General features: G+C 38.0%; 20 protein-coding genes and 2 rRNA genes. 18 read left to right on the forward strand and 4 right to left on the reverse strand.

The genetic code is table 11. The annotated features are described in order from the left end of the window. Both EV203_RS00005 and rrf read left to right on the forward strand, forming a co-directional pair. Positions 1 to 577 (forward strand): 23S ribosomal RNA (locus tag EV203_RS00005); the annotation flags it as partial. Between the two features lie 32 nt (positions 578 to 609). Further along, positions 610 to 761: ribosomal RNA gene (rrf, locus tag EV203_RS00010) — 5S ribosomal RNA — on the forward strand. Between the two features lie 45 nt (positions 762 to 806). On the opposite strand, the gene EV203_RS00015 is transcribed toward rrf, so the two are convergent. Both EV203_RS00015 and EV203_RS00020 read right to left on the reverse strand, forming a co-directional pair. Continuing rightward, positions 807 to 1,025: a sulfurtransferase TusA family protein gene (locus EV203_RS00015; RefSeq protein WP_011024592.1), complete on the reverse strand. Its 219-nt coding sequence runs from the start codon at positions 1,023 to 1,025 to the stop codon at positions 807 to 809. A gap of 11 nt (positions 1,026 to 1,036) precedes the next feature. After that, positions 1,037 to 1,930 (reverse strand): LysR family transcriptional regulator, encoded by an 894-nt coding sequence (locus EV203_RS00020; protein WP_132038759.1) that lies wholly within the window; start codon positions 1,928 to 1,930, stop codon positions 1,037 to 1,039. Between the two features lie 180 nt (positions 1,931 to 2,110). Here EV203_RS00020 and EV203_RS00025 point away from each other — a divergent pair, with 180 nt between their 5' ends. The 16 genes from EV203_RS00025 to EV203_RS00100 all read left to right on the forward strand — a co-directional run bounded on the left by EV203_RS00025 (position 2,111) and on the right by EV203_RS00100 (position 12,917). Then, positions 2,111 to 2,353, forward strand: coding sequence for a sulfurtransferase TusA family protein (locus tag EV203_RS00025; protein WP_022588126.1), 243 nt, complete (start codon positions 2,111 to 2,113; stop codon positions 2,351 to 2,353). A gap of 20 nt (positions 2,354 to 2,373) precedes the next feature. After that, entirely contained in the window at positions 2,374 to 3,390 is a 1,017-nt protein-coding gene (gene tsuA, locus EV203_RS00030; protein ID WP_132038761.1) for a thiosulfate transporter TsuA, read from the forward strand. A 53-nt stretch (positions 3,391 to 3,443) separates the two neighbouring features. Beyond that, positions 3,444 to 3,797: a DsrE/DsrF/TusD sulfur relay family protein gene (locus tag EV203_RS00035; protein WP_132038763.1), complete on the forward strand. Its 354-nt coding sequence runs from the start codon at positions 3,444 to 3,446 to the stop codon at positions 3,795 to 3,797. 12 nt (positions 3,798 to 3,809) lie between these two features. Next, positions 3,810 to 4,169, forward strand: a complete 360-nt coding sequence (locus tag EV203_RS00040) for a DsrE family protein (RefSeq protein ID WP_022588123.1) — start codon at positions 3,810 to 3,812, stop codon at positions 4,167 to 4,169. Positions 4,170 to 4,180: 11 nt separating this feature from the next. Next, positions 4,181 to 4,459, forward strand: a complete 279-nt coding sequence (gene tusB, locus EV203_RS00045) for a sulfurtransferase complex subunit TusB (protein WP_011024598.1) — start codon at positions 4,181 to 4,183, stop codon at positions 4,457 to 4,459. Between the two features lie 30 nt (positions 4,460 to 4,489). After that, complete coding sequence (lpdA, locus tag EV203_RS00050; RefSeq protein WP_009610862.1) at positions 4,490 to 5,875, forward strand: dihydrolipoyl dehydrogenase; 1,386 nt, start codon at positions 4,490 to 4,492, stop codon at positions 5,873 to 5,875. 25 nt (positions 5,876 to 5,900) lie between these two features. Then, a complete protein-coding gene (gcvH, locus tag EV203_RS00055; RefSeq protein WP_132038765.1) occupies positions 5,901 to 6,278 on the forward strand; it encodes a glycine cleavage system protein GcvH in 378 nt (125 codons plus the stop codon). A 94-nt stretch (positions 6,279 to 6,372) separates the two neighbouring features. Beyond that, a complete protein-coding gene (locus EV203_RS00060; RefSeq protein ID WP_009610870.1) occupies positions 6,373 to 7,320 on the forward strand; it encodes an ROK family protein in 948 nt (315 codons plus the stop codon). Positions 7,321 to 7,330: 10 nt separating this feature from the next. Continuing rightward, positions 7,331 to 7,891 carry a DNA-3-methyladenine glycosylase I gene (locus EV203_RS00065; protein WP_132038767.1) on the forward strand — a complete coding sequence of 187 codons (561 nt, stop codon included), beginning with the start codon at positions 7,331 to 7,333 and terminating at the stop codon, positions 7,889 to 7,891. A gap of 53 nt (positions 7,892 to 7,944) precedes the next feature. Beyond that, positions 7,945 to 8,169: a sigma factor G inhibitor Gin gene (locus tag EV203_RS00070; RefSeq protein WP_207910851.1), complete on the forward strand. Its 225-nt coding sequence runs from the start codon at positions 7,945 to 7,947 to the stop codon at positions 8,167 to 8,169. 59 nt (positions 8,170 to 8,228) lie between these two features. Further along, complete coding sequence (locus EV203_RS00075; protein WP_132038768.1) at positions 8,229 to 9,647, forward strand: aminotransferase class I/II-fold pyridoxal phosphate-dependent enzyme; 1,419 nt, start codon at positions 8,229 to 8,231, stop codon at positions 9,645 to 9,647. Further along, positions 9,644 to 10,270 carry a dTMP kinase gene (tmk, locus tag EV203_RS00080; protein WP_009610873.1) on the forward strand — a complete coding sequence of 209 codons (627 nt, stop codon included), beginning with the start codon at positions 9,644 to 9,646 and terminating at the stop codon, positions 10,268 to 10,270. The genes EV203_RS00075 and tmk overlap by 4 nt, the downstream gene beginning before the upstream one ends. Further along, positions 10,267 to 10,596 carry a cyclic-di-AMP receptor gene (locus EV203_RS00085; protein WP_011024606.1) on the forward strand — a complete coding sequence of 110 codons (330 nt, stop codon included), beginning with the start codon at positions 10,267 to 10,269 and terminating at the stop codon, positions 10,594 to 10,596. Before tmk ends, EV203_RS00085 begins: the two co-directional genes overlap by 4 nt. Positions 10,597 to 10,610: 14 nt before the next feature. Then, on the forward strand, positions 10,611 to 11,051 hold the full coding sequence (locus EV203_RS00090; protein WP_132038770.1) for a YaaR family protein: 441 nt from the start codon (positions 10,611 to 10,613) through the stop codon (positions 11,049 to 11,051). A 10-nt stretch (positions 11,052 to 11,061) separates the two neighbouring features. Next, a complete protein-coding gene (holB, locus tag EV203_RS00095) occupies positions 11,062 to 12,033 on the forward strand; it encodes a DNA polymerase III subunit delta' (protein ID WP_132038871.1) in 972 nt (323 codons plus the stop codon). A gap of 2 nt (positions 12,034 to 12,035) precedes the next feature. Beyond that, a complete protein-coding gene (locus tag EV203_RS00100; RefSeq protein ID WP_132038772.1) occupies positions 12,036 to 12,917 on the forward strand; it encodes a PSP1 domain-containing protein in 882 nt (293 codons plus the stop codon). An 18-nt stretch (positions 12,918 to 12,935) separates the two neighbouring features. Here EV203_RS00100 and EV203_RS00105 read toward each other — a convergent pair whose 3' ends face one another. Further along, the gene (locus EV203_RS00105) at positions 12,936 to 13,166 is read right to left on the reverse strand and encodes a hypothetical protein (RefSeq protein ID WP_132038774.1); all 231 of its coding nucleotides are present in this window, start codon (positions 13,164 to 13,166) and stop codon (positions 12,936 to 12,938) included. 4 nt (positions 13,167 to 13,170) lie between these two features. Further along, positions 13,171 to 15,357, reverse strand: a complete 2,187-nt coding sequence (locus EV203_RS00110) for a hypothetical protein (protein ID WP_132038776.1) — start codon at positions 15,355 to 15,357, stop codon at positions 13,171 to 13,173. Positions 15,358 to 15,391: the final 34 nt, after the last annotated feature.

The following is a 15,391-nucleotide window of genomic DNA, read 5'->3' on the forward strand; positions in this document are numbered from 1 at the left end:
GAGTGCAAAGGCAGAAGGGGGCTTGACTGTGAGAGAGACATCTCGAGCAGGGACGAAAGTCGGGCTTAGTGATCCGGCGGCAGTGAGTGGGAACGCCGTCGCTCAACGGATAAAAGCTACCCCGGGGATAACAGGCTGATCTCCCCCAAGAGTCCACATCGACGGGGAGGTTTGGCACCTCGATGTCGGCTCATCGCATCCTGGGGCTGAAGTAGGTCCCAAGGGTTGGGCTGTTCGCCCATTAAAGCGGTACGTGAGCTGGGTTCAGAACGTCGTGAGACAGTTCGGTCCCTATCCGTCGCGGGCGTAGGAGACTTGAGGGGAGCCATCCCTAGTACGAGAGGACCGGGATGGACGAGCCGATGGTGTACCAGTTGCACCGCCAGGTGCACAGCTGGGTAGCCAAGCTTGGAAGGGATAAACGCTGAAAGCATCTAAGCGTGAAGCCCACCCCAAGATAAGGTCTCCCACCCGAAAGGGGTAAGGCACCTTGTAGAAGACGAGGTAGATAGGCCGGGGGTGTAAGAGCGGAAACGCTTTTAGCTGACCGGTACTAATAAGCCGAGGACTTGACCCTGAAGGCTTTGTGTAGTTTTGAAGGTCTAAGTATCCGGTGGCGATAGCGGAGGGGAAACACCCGTTCCCATTCCGAACACGGTCCACAAGGGGCCCCCGGACGGTCGCAAGACCGGCTGGGGTGCTAGTTAAGCCCTCCAGCGCCGATGGTACTGCATAAGCGGGAGAGTAGGTCGCTGCCGGGGAAATTTTTAAAAAGCCCCCTTTAACAAGCTCCCTTTATGGGAGCTTTATTTTTTTATATATACTTCCCACACACCTTTTAGCACCTCTTTTACTTCCATAGAGCAATTTAATTTAGAAAAATATGTTTCCAAATTGTCTAACGTACACCTGTGATCCACCACAACTTTTAAAATCTCCCCTTCTTTCATTTCTTCGTATTTCTTTTTGGCCTTTAGAAGTGGAAGAGGGCATATTTCTCCCATGCACATAATCTCATGAACCATTTTCAGCACCCTTAGCAGAAAAAATCTTTACCGTTATTTTTTATGAAATCGATGAAGTCCATTTTGGACTTTTTGTAAATTTTTTTGTTGTATATTAAAGAATAACTGTAGTTAAATTCTATGCCTTCTACTTCAACTATGGACAAGGTTTTAGTATATAATTCCTTTTTTATGGCTATATAAGGCAAAATAGAAAGACCATGTCCTGCAGCCACGGAGGACTTAATTGATTCAATAGAAGGAGATTCCATTTCAATCTTTAACTTTTTTATATCAATTTCGTGGGCAAGTAAAGTCTCTTCAATTATTTTGCGCAAAGCGCACTTTCTATGTATTATAAAAAAATTATAACGCAATAATTTGTTTTTTGACAAACTTTTTTCTTCCCAGTTGCCGCTCGCTACAAAATGCATTTTGAAATCTCCTAAAGGAATGCAAGAAATGTTTTCATCTACATAACAACCTTCTATAAAGCCTATGTCTATTCCTCCTTCTTTTACGTTGTATATCACTTCAGGTGTAAAATTGTGCTCTACATGCACTGTGATGTTTTTATACCTTCTTTTGAATTCGTGCAGGGTACAAGGGAGGGCATATTGCCCAATAGTAGGGCAGGCAGAAATTGTTAATCTGTTTATGCAGTTGTTTTCACAGCACTCTAAGTCTTTTACCATGTTGTCGTACAAATTCAATATCCTTTCTGCATATTGATAAACTAATTCTCCGGCTGGTGTAGGAAAGACTCCTCTATTGGTGCGCTTTAAAAGAGTTGCTTTCAAGTCTTTTTCTAATGCTTTTATTTGTTGACTTATGGTTGGCTGAGAGAGGTACAACTCTCTTGCCGCTGAAGAAATGCTTTTGTAATATACAGTTTTATAAAATGCCCTTAAGTTTTCAATATTCATAAAAACTCCCCCTGTTTGTTAAAAAGCTATCGCAATATAACGTTTAGTTTTATTATACTACAAAGTTTGTTATAAGTAAAACTAATATTGCATAAGAATTTCAAATGATAAATGGAGAAAATTTTATAGTAAAATGAAACTAGAATGTTAAAATGATAACAAAATAAGGAGGAATGTAAAATGAGTAATGAAGTAAAGCCTACCTATACTTTAGATGAAAGAGGAGAGGTATGCCCTGTTCCAGATGTGGACACCAGAAGAAAACTCAAAGAGATGAAATCAGGTGAAATACTGGAAGTACTTATTGATTACGCTCTTTCTAAAGAAAGGATTCCAGCAGGAGTAAAGGAAGTAGGAGGAGAGGTAATATCCATTGAAGAAATAGGGCCAAGCGAGTGGCGAATTCTCATTAAAAAGCTTTGATGAGTCAAGGGGGAGATTTTATGGATCCGAGATTACAGGGGCTTTTGGTAGGTATACTTTTTGGCATAGTTTTACAAAGAGGAAGGATTTGTTTTAACTCAGCGATCAGAGATGTGAAGATGACAAAAGACAATTACCTGATGAAGTTAGCTTTGCTTGCAATACTGGTGGAGACGATTGGCTTTCATCTGGCGGCGCAACTGGGTTGGATTAAATTAAATCCAAAACCTTTGATTCCTCTTGCTCAGATCATAGGCGGTTTCTTATTTGGTATGGGTATGGTTCTAGCAGGTGGTTGTGCCAGCGGTGTTACTTATAGGATAGGTGAAGGTTATATAACAGCATTTATTGCAGCAGTCTTCTATGGAATCACTGCAGCAGCTGTAAAAGGTGGTCCTTTATCTTTTGTAAATAGGTGGATGGGTAAGCCCATAACTACTACTAATAACCCGGGAGGATTTTACGCTGCAAAAGATGGAGCTGTCAATTTAACTCTGGCAAATCTTTTAAATATTAATCCATGGATTGTAGCAATTATTTTTGCTTTGTTACTTCTCATAGTACTGGTATTTTGGAAGACTACTGAAAGAAAAGTTTCAGGGCTTAACTGGATAACAGGCGGTATTGCTTTAGGACTTGTAGGAGTTATAGCATATCTTTCTCAAAAGACTTATCCCCTTGGCATCACAGGAGGTTGGGTGAATCTTTTCAGAACTACTACTGCAAATTTAGACCTCACTCAGCCTATTCCGTACAACTGGGAAGGAATGGAAATAGTAGGGATCATAATTGGTGCGTATTTAGCAGCACTTTTTGCAAAAGAATTCAGATTAAGAGTTCCAAAGGACCCTAAGACTTTTGTCCAGGTAGCAGTAGGCGGTATTTTAATGGGATTTGGTGCAGGAAGTGCTGGAGGATGCAATATAGGGCACATTCTTTCGGGACTTCCCCATTTAGCTATAAGTTCAATAGTGTTTACAATCTTTGCAGTGTTGGGAAACTGGTTTATGGTTTGGTACCTTTTTGAGAGAAAATAAGTGGGAGGGCGGCTTTGCCCTTCCCACAAAATTTTAAGAGGAGGGATAGATGTATGCATGTAACAATACAGGTAAATGTACCCCCTTATACAAATGAGGATATGGATACTGCAATCCATCTCGCAGAAGCTCTTTTGAAAAGGGGACATAAGGTTTCAATATTTTTATTTGCTGATTCTGTACTTGCCGCAAACAAACTTGTTAAACCTATGAAGGTTGATAGAAATATTCCTTCAAAACTTCGTGAGCTTTCTGAAAAAGGTGTGGAAGTTCACATTTGCGGCCTTTGTGCTCAGTACAGAGGGATTGGCGAGGATATGAAAATTGAAGGCTCAGATTTTTCTGGAGTGCCAGAGATGGCAGCGCTTATATACAATTCCGATAGGTACATCAATTTACTGCCTTAGGGGGTGTAAAAAGTGAAAAAAGTTTTATTTGCAGTGTATACTTCTCCTGTAGGAAGTATTTGGATAAATGAGGCTTTCAGAAGTGCGTTTGGAATGTACGGAGAAGACCTTGAACCTGCGGTGCTCTTTGTTGAGGAGGCTGTTTTGGCTGTTAGGTCTTCCTGTAAGCCAGAGCTGATTGGGTGTCTGCCTTTGGCGATGACTTTTAAGTATATTGAGAAGTATCAGACGCCTGTTTATGCGGTAAAGGAAGATTTAGATAAGTTCAATATAAAAGAAGATGAAATTGCTCCTCAGTGGAATTTAAAAATTGTGTCAAAAGATGAGCTGCCGGAATTTGTCCATTCTTTTGATAAAGTAGTGATTTTCTAGGAGGTGAAAGTATGGCCTTGATAATAGTAAAGAAAAGTCCTTCTGAAAAAATTTCCGAATTTTTATTAAACCTTGCTCTGCCTCAGGATAAGGTTTTATTTGTGCAGGACGGCGTAATTTTTGCTGCTTGTAAAAATGTGAAGAATCTTGTGAAAGAGGGAGTTGAACTTTTTGCTCTAAAAGAAGATTTTATTGCAAGGGGATTTGATGAAAAGGATAGCGAAGTGACTTTGGTGGATTATGATGGATGGGCGGAACTTATCGAGAAGGAGGAAAAAGTGATTTCTTAATTTACAAAATTTATATTGGAGGTAGAGTAAATGGAAAACCTTCATACCGGAGAATATGACTTGGCTGTCATAGGCGGAGGGCCTGGAGGGTATGTGGCGGCTATCAAAGCTGCTAAAAAAGGGGCAAAAGTAGCTCTGTTTGAAAAGGATAAATTAGGGGGCACATGTCTTAATAGAGGTTGTATACCTACAAAGGCTTATGCAAGAGCTGCTGAGGTCTATGGAATTTTAAAAAAGGCAAAAGAGTTTGGCTTTGATATTCAAATAAATTATTTTGATTATGCGCAAGTAGTGAAGAGAAAGGATACCATTGTAGGGGAACTTGTTGAAGGCATTAAGGCTTTGCTTAAAGCCAATAAAATAGAGGTCTTCAATAAAGAAGCGAAGGTAGACAAAGAGAAGAATGTAATTTTTGAGGGAGAAAAAATCAAAGCGAAAAACATTATAATTGCTACTGGTTCATCTCCTGCAGAGCTTCCAATTGAAGGCATTGATTCGAAAAATGTTCTAAATAGCGATACAATTTTGGAGATAACGTCTTTACCCAAAAGTTTATGCATTATAGGTGGCGGAGTAATAGGGATGGAATTTGCTTTTATAATGAACCAATTTGGAGTAGAAGTGTATGTGGTTGAAATGATGCCTAATATCCTCCCTTCCCTTGATAAAAAAGTAAGTTCTGCTGTTAAATTTGCTGCTCAGAAGAGAGGCATTAAGATTTATACTTCTTCTACTGTGGAAAAAGTAGAGGAGGAGGGAGAAAACTCTGTAGTTACGATTAGAAGAGGTGATGATATTAAGAAAATATCTGTTGATAAAGTGTTTGTTTCTATTGGAAGAAAGTTAAATACAAGTATAGGGCCAATTGTAGATTTGCTTGAATTTGATAAGAAAGCGATTAAAGTCGATGAGCACATGAGGACAAACATAGAGGGTGTTTGGGCTGTAGGAGATGTGACAGGTAAAATGATGCTGGCCCATGTAGCTTCTTCACAGGGAGAAGTGGCAGTTGACAATATTTTTGGAAAGTCGAGAACTTTGGATTACTACAAGATACCTGCAGCTGTTTTTACAGAACCAGAAATTGGATATTTCGGGTATACAGAAGAGGAGGCCAAAGAAAAATTTGGAGAAATTAAAGTAGGAAGATTTGACTTTAAAAATAACGGGAGAGCCAAAACTTATGGTGAGACAGAAGGATTTGCCAAGATAATTTCAACTGAAGATGGAGAAGTAGTTGGGGCATGGGTAGTAGGTAGTGGTGCATCAGAGCTTGTGCACATAATTTCAACGGCTTGTCAGAGCGGAGCAAAAGCGGAAGAATTGAAAGATGTGGTCTATGCCCATCCTACAAAGAGCGAAACTATTATGGAGGCTTTTAAAGATATTTTCAAAGAGGCAATCCACAAAATTTAAATTATTAAAAATTGGAGGGACAAAAATGAAAGTTTTGGAAGATTTGTATTACTCAAAGGACCATGTATGGGTAAAAGTAGAAGGGAATAAAGCTTATATTGGCATAACTGATTATGCCCAGGACTCTTTAGGGGATGCGGAGTACATTGAACTTCCTGAAGTTGGAACAGAGTTTACAGCTGGAGATGTGCTTGGAGTTATAGAATCTGCAAAAGCGGCTTCTGACGTTTATATACCTGTAGACGGAGAAGTAATTGAAGTGAACAATGCTGTAGCTGAAGACCCTTCTTTGGTAAATAGCGATCCCTATGGAAGCTGGCTTGTTGCTGTAAGGTTGAAAGATAAAGCTCAAGTTGAAAAGCTTATGAAGGCAGAAGAGTACAAAAAATTTTTGGAAGAGTAATAAAGGGCCCTTTACGGGGCCTTTTTTAGTTTATTGAAATTTTCAGTAGTGGTATAATTAGCTTAAAAGGCTTTTAGTGAAGGAGGCGGTATAGTTGAAGAAGTTTCTCTGTGGAGTTGATTTGGGAGGCACAAAGATAAGCACAGGCATTGTTGATGAAAATGGCAACATAATAAAGAGCATAAAAATTCCAACAATGGCTGAGAAAGGACCAGACGTGGTGATTGAAAGGATTGAAGAGAGCATATATCAGGTTTTAAAAGATACAGGGCTTGAAATGAGCAATTTAAAAGGTATCGGGATAGGGTCTCCTGGGCCTTTGAATGCCAAAAAGGGGATTGTGATAAGCCCTCCAAATTTGCCTCACTGGAGTAACGTCCCTATAGTGGAAATTTTGTCGAAAAGGCTTGGCATAGAGGTTAGACTGGAAAATGACGCAAATGCGGCTGCAATAGGAGAACACCTTTTTGGATCAGGTAGAGGAGTAGATAATTTTGTGTACATAACAGTCAGCACTGGAATTGGCGGAGGAGTCATAATTGAAGGGAAATTATATAGTGGAGAGAATTCGAATGCTGCAGAGATTGGACATCACACCATAAACTTTGATGGGCCGAGGTGCAACTGCGGAAATTACGGATGCTTTGAAGCTTACGCTTCTGGAACGGCGATTGCCAGATTTGCAAGGGAAGGGATTGAAAAAGGGATAAAGACGAAAATAAAGGAACTGGCGGGAGAAGGAGAAGTAAGAGCAGAGCACGTGTTCGAAGCTGCAAAACTGGGAGATGAATTCGCAAAAGAATTGGTAGAAAAGGAGGCTTTTTACTTGGGAGTGGGAATTGCCAACATAATGGCTTTTTACAATCCCAGAAAGATCGCCATAGGGGGAGGAGTTTCTGCTCAGTGGGATATGTTGTATGGGAAAATGATGGAAACTGTAAGAAAAAAGGCATTAAAACCCAATGCAGAAGTATGTGAAGTGGTAAAGGCTCAGCTGGGAGAAAATATAGGAGTTTTGGGGGCTGCTGCATTGCTCTTGTGAGGGGATGAATATGCAAAGATGCCCTTGGTGCCTCGTGGATCCGATTTATATAAAGTATCACGATGAGGAATGGGGAGTGCCTGTCCACGACGATAGGAAGCATTTTGAGTTTTTGATTTTGGAATCTTTCCAAGCTGGTCTCAGCTGGCTTACCATACTAAAAAAGAGGGAAAATTTTAGACGAGCTTATAGTGGTTTTGACCCTCATATGGTTTCTCAATACGATGAAGAAAAAATAAGAGAATTATTGGAGAACAAGGGCATTGTGCGCAATAGAAAGAAGATAGAGGCTTCCATTCACAATGCGAAGAAGTTTATAGAAATTCAAAAAGAATTTGGTAGTTTTGATGAATACATATGGAGATTTGTGAATTACAAACCTATAATAAATAGTTGGGAGAAAGTGGAGGATATTCCATCCCGCACGGAATTATCTGATATGATAAGTGAAGACCTTAAAAGGAGAGGTTTTGTCTTTATAGGCTCTACCATAGTGTACTCTTATATGCAGGCTGTAGGGCTTGTTAATGACCATCTGATTAGCTGTTTTAGATATAAAGAATTATCATAAAGTAGAATATTTTTCAAGAAATAGGGAATAATTCTATTAGGATAATATTGAAAGTGGTGTGCCAGATGGAGAGTGTCACGATAAAAAGAAAATGTTTTATATGCGATAAAAAGGTACAAGATGGCATAGATGTATTAGGAAAATTTATATGCGAAGAGTGTCAGAAGAGATTGATAAATTTGTCTCCCTTCGATAAGAACTATGACTTCTACAGGCAAAAGATGATTGATATATGGGAGGATTATATGAAAGACGTCGGGTATGAAAACTGGGTGTAAATCCAGTTTTCTTTTTTTGTGGTATAATGAAAATGAAAAATGTTTTGTGGAGGTATTTTATGTCAACCCCTTTGTACGACGCTCTCATGGAATACGTGAAAAAGGAAACTGTACCTTTTCACATGCCCGGCCATAAACAAGGAAGAGTATTGCCAAAAGAGTACATTGAAAATTTAGCAAAAATTGATTTGACAGAGGTGCCAGGACTTGACAACCTTCACAATCCCGATGGTCCAATCCTTGAAGCTGAGAAGCTTGCAGCAAAGGCCTTTGGGTCAAAACAAGCTTTCTTTTTGGTAAATGGCAGTACTGCTGGAATATATGCGGCCATGTATGCAGTGCTAAACCCTACGGATAAAGTGCTTGTGATGAGGAATTCTCATAAATCTGTTTACAACGGAGTTGTGCTTACTCAATCGATTCCCGTGTATTTGCTGCCCGAGATAGACTATGAAAATGGAATTGCGATGGGAATTGATGTAGAAAAGCTAGAGGAGGTTTTGCAAAAAGAAAGAGATGTAAAAGCTGTAGTAGTGACATACCCTAATTATTACGGTTTTTGCAGTGATATTGAAAAAATTGTGGATATTGTGCATAAGTACGGTAAAATTTTAATTGTAGATGAAGCTCATGGGGCTCACTTTCCTTTTTCAAACAATTTGCCTAAGTCCTCCATAAAAGCAGGAGCAGATATTGTAGTACAGAGCCTGCACAAGACTCTTACTTCTTTTACTCAAACTTCTATACTCCATTTAAATTCTGATAGGGTAGATGTGGATCGGTTAAAATATTCTTTAAGCCTTTTTCAATCTACATCCCCTTCTTATATTCTCATGTCTTCAATTGACATGGCGAGAGAATACATGGAGAAAGAGGGCAAAAAAAGATTAGAGGAAATTATTCAATTATCCCTATATGCTAGAAGAGAAATTGGTAAAATAGAAGAAATGAAATGTCTGGGAGAAGATGTCGTTGGACGGTACGGCATTGTGGATTTTGATGTTACAAAGCTCACTATAAGTGTAAAGAATTTGGGAATTGAAGGGCCTGAAGCAGAGGATTTTTTGAGGAGAGAATGCAATATACAAGTTGAAATGTCTGATGTTTACAATATATTAGCGATGGTTACTGTAGGGGATGATGAAAAAAGGGTAAAAATGCTTTTAGAAGGTTTAAAAAAGCTTTCAAAAAACAGGAAGAGGGTTAAATTTGGGGATAGAATTCTTTTTCCTTCTTTGCCTGAAATGGTGTTGACTCCTTCGGAAGCTGTGAGGAAAAAGAAGGTGAGGGTACCCTTTGAAAAGGCAGAAGGGGCGATTTCTGCAGATTTTGTGACACCTTATCCGCCAGGAGTTCCTCTCATATGTCCAGGAGAGAGGATTGAAAAAGATATGGTAAAATATATAGAAGTATTGTATAATAAAGGTATTAAGGTTTTGGGTATACAGGATAATTTACTGTCGGTGTGTGAGATATGAGAGGGAAATTTATAAGTTTCGAAGGCATAGACGGATGTGGGAAGACCACACAGGTTAAGCTTTTGGAAGAACATCTTAAAAAAGAGGGTTATGACCTACTTGTCTTAAGGGAGCCGGGTGGGACGAGAGTAGGAGAGAAAGTCCGCGAAATTTTGCTTGACAGAGAAAATCTCATCTTCCCGGTGACAGAAATGCTCCTTTACGCTTCCTCTAGGGCGCAACTGGTGGAAGAGAAGATTTTACCCGCTCTTTCTAAAGGTCAAATGGTAATAGTTGACAGGTTTGTAGATAGTTCTTATGTATATCAGGGATATGCTAGGGGATTGGGACTGGAAAAAGTTAAAATTGTAAATGAAATAGCAACTAAAGGTTTGTTTCCGGATATTACAGTATATATAGACATTACACCGGAGGAAGCCATAAAAAGGCGACAGGGTAAAAAAGCCGACAGGCTCGAAGGGGAGGACTATGAATTTCACAAAAAAGTGAGGGAAGGTTATCTTAGACTGGTGAAGGATTTTCCGGAGAGGTTTGTTTTGATAGACGGTATGCAGGAGGTACTGGCGGTTCATAAAATGGTGGTAAAGGCAGTAGAAGAATATTTGAAGGGGGCGAAAGTATGAAGTTAGTTCTTGCGATCGTACAGGATGAAGATGTCAGAAGGTTGATGGATGGGCTTACGGAGGGAGGATTCAGCTTTACAAGGATTGCTTCTACAGGTGGTTTTTTGAGGTCTGGCAATACCACCTTGATAATAGGAGTGGAAGATGATAAATTGGACGATGTCATAAGCATAATAGAAAAGAAGTGCAAAACCCGTGATAGAATAATAACTTCACCTACTCCAATGGGAGGGGCTACAGATATCTTCCTTCCGCAGGCTGTTGAAGTGACAATTGGCGGTGCTACAGTGTTTGTGCTCGATGTAGAAAAATTCTTTAGGATATAAAAAGGGTGTTTGCTATGAGGGTTAATGAAGTCAGGCTTTCAAAAGTGGTTAGTGAAATGAAAAGCGAGATTTCAAGAACGTATAAAGTGGAGAAAAAATTTGGAGAAACTTTTGAAAAAGAGTTAGACAGAGTTTATAAAGATAAATTGTCAGAAATTTTGTCAGAAATAGATGAAGCGGCTGACAAATTAAAAGAAAGTTTGAATTTACAAGACCTTCTCAAGTATAAGAAGCTTGTAAAGAAGTTTTTGCAAGAAGCCACAGAAAACATGCTCAAATACACTAAAAAAGAACATGTAGATTTAAGAGGAAGAAGGAGAATATATTCTCTAGTGGAAAAGGTGGACAAAGAGCTGGAAAAGCTTACAGAGGAGTTTCTAAAAGAGTCTAAAAAGTTAGAACTGCTAAAAATGATTGATGATATAAGAGGTTTGTTAATAGACATTTACTCGTAAGGTGATGAAGTTGCTTAGGGTGTATGGCCACGAAGAGATTCTAAAAGTATTTCGCAATATAATAAATCAGAATAAAATTTCTAATGCCTACTTATTTGTTGGGGAAGAAGGTTTAGGAAAGAGATTTTTGGCTGAATATTTTGCAATGATGGTAAACTGCAAAGGTACTGATAAGCCTTGTTTTAAGTGTAGCTCTTGTGTAAAAATGCTTAAGAAAAGTCATCCAGATGTGTTTATAATAGAACCAGAGGGAGATTCTATAAAAGTAGAAACTGTAAGGTATATAAACGCTGAAATAAATATAAAGCCTTATGAGTCTTTTAAAAAGGTATTTATAATTGACAGGGCTGATAAAATGACTCCTGCAGCTCAGAACGCTTTTCTTAAAACCTTAGAAGAACCGCCTTTATACGGCCTTTTCATACTAATCTCACCTCAAATAGAAGCTCTTTTGCCTACAGTAGTATCTCGCTGCAATGTGGTAAGATTTAAAAGAGAAAGAAAAGAAGTGATTAAAGAATACCTGATTGGTGAAAAAGGCGTCAGCGAAGAAGAGGCAGAAGTTCTGGCACATCTCGCGGATGGCAATTTTGGTGAGGCGGACAAATTGGTGGACGAAAATTATAAAAAGCTTCGCAGCAATGTGCTTTCTGAGATTGAGAAAATTTTTGAGAAAAAAGGTTTTGAAGTGCTTAATGAGTACAGCTTTTTTGAGGAAAATAAGGAACAGATTGAGGAGGTTTTAAAAATATTCCTCTCTTATTTAAGAGATGTGTTGGTCTTTAAAACAACCAAAAATTTGAAATTTATAAAGAATGTGGATTATATAGATTCTATAGAAAAATTGGAATCTAAGTTGACCTTTAAGAGATTAAATAATATAATCAATAGAATAGAGCAGTTTAATTCCCAGCTTAAAAGCAATGTAAACTATCAGTTGGCTGTAGAGAATTTACTTTTAGATATTTTAGGGGGTCAATAACGTTGGTTACAGTCGTAGGAGTTAGATTTAAGAAGGCAGGCAAGATATACTATTTTGACCCGGGAGATTTGCCTATAAAAGTTGGCGATAAGGTGATTGTAGAGACTATAAGAGGGATAGAGGTTGGAGAAGTTGTAGTTGGAATTAAGGAAGTCCCTGAAGAAGAGATTGTAGCGCCTTTAAAGAAAGTTATACGTATTGCTACAGAAGAAGACATTGAACATTATTATGAAAACAAGAAAAAAGAGGCGCAAGCCTTTGAGATATGCCTTAAGAAAATAGAAGAACACGGGCTTGAGATGAACCTCGTAGATGTGGAATACACTTTTGACAACACCAAAGTTATATTTTACTTCACTGCAGAAGGCAGAGTAGACTTTAGAGAGTTGGTAAAAGACTTGGCATCTGTTTTTAGAATAAGGATAGAGTTAAGGCAGATAGGTGTAAGGGATGAGGCCAAAATAATTGGAGGGTTAGGGCCCTGTGGAAGACCACTTTGCTGCACCACTTTTTTGGGAGAATTTGAACCTGTTTCAATAAAGATGGCAAAGGACCAAAATCTCTCTTTAAACCCTGCTAAAATATCGGGGCTTTGCGGGCGCTTGATGTGCTGCTTGAAATATGAGCAGGAAATGTATGAAAAATTGAGGGCTGAACTTCCCAAAGTGGGCAGCATCATAAGAGTGGGAGATAAGGAGATGAAGATAACAGAAGTAGATGTAATAAGGCGCAAACTCAAAGTAAAAATGAAAAATCTGGAAGGCATAGAGATAATAAAAGAATATGACCCTGAAGAGGTAGAAGTAATAGAAGAAAGAGAAGAGATAGAAAAAATGTGTGAAGAAGAGATGTTTAAAGAAGATTTAGAAAAAATAGAGGAGTAATTCCTCTATTTTTTTATTCTACTTTATAGTAGTATTCTTAAGGTGCTGCATTATTTTTGTGCCCAATGTTGCTCTTAATAGCACTCCCAATGCTACTGGTCCTGCAATAGCCATGACCTTAAAAATGCCTCTTTTTATTCCTAATAACAAAGTCAGGGCAAGAATTACAATTACTCCTTCTCCTAGTTTTAAAAGAGTGCCAAAAATTCTTGCTATATATTTTAGAGTGCTTTTGATGCAATTGTGCAAGAGGTCATAAGTTTATATCAGCTACCTTTTTTTGAAGGAGTAGCAAAATGGGGGGGATGGTATATATACATATTGTAGCGGCTGCTACAATGCCTGCATCATTGAATCCCAATGCAAAGAGCATCCCAATAATGCTACCAAAAAATCCAAAGTAAACATATTTGTGGTTTTTAAAGATGTCTTGTAAAACTCCTGTTGGCTTATAAGAAATTATAAATAGCACTACGATAGAGATTACGAGAACCCACGACCATATCGTGTATCTCATGAGTTTAAGTTCCATTTGAAGTTTTCTTGTAAAAATTTGCAGTAGAGAATTGATGCCTTCAGTTTTTACAATGATAGCTGTTTGAGCCATATGAGTTGTTGTTCCCCAAAACATTGAAGCTACAAACATTAAGAATAACAATGCTACCATCGAAAAAAACATGATTAAGAAATTTTTTTTATTCATTTTTATTCCCGAGAACATCAAAATTGTAGTGCCAAAAGCCATAAACCCTGTTATAAATCCTCCTACTTTTGCCCCAAATTGAGGCAACACCATTAGTACGAAGGCGACAGTAAAGAAGATGAAAGCGACTATTTTTGTGGTTTTTCTCTGGTATTTTTCTATCAATAGACTTATTCCCATTATTGAGGAACCTATTAGTACCCCCATGTATTCGTTTCCTATTCCATAATATCTTGCACCGCTTATCACATCATATCCTAAGATAGAATTTTTCATTAGAGGAGAATTAAGCAGCAAATCTATTATTATAGTCAGCGACGTTATTAAACTTATTGCCATTAATCTGTCAAGGGCATTTTTTGTGATAAGCATTATTATCGCATCAATAACAAAGGTTATTAATATAATTGCAAATACATTCCAATAAAGAGACAAAGGGCCAAATAAAGGCAGTACTAAAAAGGTGAGAGGAACAGTCATTACTCCTAATAAGAGAGGAGTCAAATATTTTAAATAGTCTTTTTTCAAAAATAATAGGCCTATATAGAGTACAAGGAGAGTAATAAAAACTAAAACATACCCTTTTAGTATAGGAGGTCTTGCATTGTGCACAGATACTATCATAGTGTTGGCTTTTAAAAGTTTATGCAAAACATTGCTGTTGGGAATAGTTTCAATGGGATGACCTAACATTTCTACTGGAGGCTTTATATTAAAATACGTCAAAATTGTAGGCGCTATGTCTAAGTTTGCAATAATTCCTTCTCTCTTTGTTGTATTAGAAGTAGCAAATCCCTTGGAAAAAGATGGACCCGCTACTATTACAGGCGTTATTAAATTCTTATTTTGTATATCTTGATTAGAAGGATAAGGAGTAACTGCTATAAACAGGTCTTTAGATAAGTCTAAATTTGCAAGGATTTTTCCTATCAATCTATCTGATTCCTGTAAGGCTTTTTCTCTATATAAATGAGCTAAAGAAGGGGAAGCATATTTAGAAAACACATCTGCCCTCAAGATATCTCCTGGATCTATGATGATAAGCCCGCCATCCTTACTTGCTTCTAAAAATTTTTCGTAAAGTTTTTCATAATCAGCTCTCACCATGTAAGGGCTGTTTTCATCCCTTACAAGTAAGTCCTCACTTACATCCCCTTGAACTAATCCGTTTTTATCCATTCCAATTAGAGGGGCATATCTATTATAAAAGGTACCAGAAGGGGTTTTTACATCAGCATTACCAAAGACATATACATTTATTCCATTTTCTTTTAGAAGCTGGCCTAATAGTCCAGGGGTGACGGTATAATTTAAAGTTGAAGCTTGATTTATTAAATCTTGTATTCCTATGTTTACTATATCGCTTTTTCCTACTTCCTTTCCTGTGTACAAATGATAAAGCTTTTCTGCAGAAATGTAGCCATACACTTCGGTTTTATTAAGGCATAGTCCTCCTATTTCTCCTGCAGCTGCTCTTGTTCCAGTTCCTATTGTTAGGTAAGCAGCGGCTTCAGAATAACTTCCTGCTGTTTTTGTATTCATAAGTGCTAAAGAACCGATGTCTAACAATTTTTTTATGTTGGGCAGTTCATACTTATTAAGGTCTTTAATACTCATTCTGTTTAAGATAAAAAGGACTGCAGTTTTATTTTGTTTTGATGAAGCAAAGGCGCTGGCAGGAGAAACTGCCAGAAAAACAAGTATGAGACATAAAAAAACAGTTGCAAATTTTTTCATATGACATTCCTTCCTTAATTTTTTAGTTATGTTC

Origin of the sequence: Caldanaerobacter subterraneus (genome assembly GCF_004345675.1) — a bacterium.
Taxonomy (GTDB): Bacteria; Bacillota; Thermoanaerobacteria; order Thermoanaerobacterales; family Thermoanaerobacteraceae; genus Thermoanaerobacter; species Thermoanaerobacter subterraneus.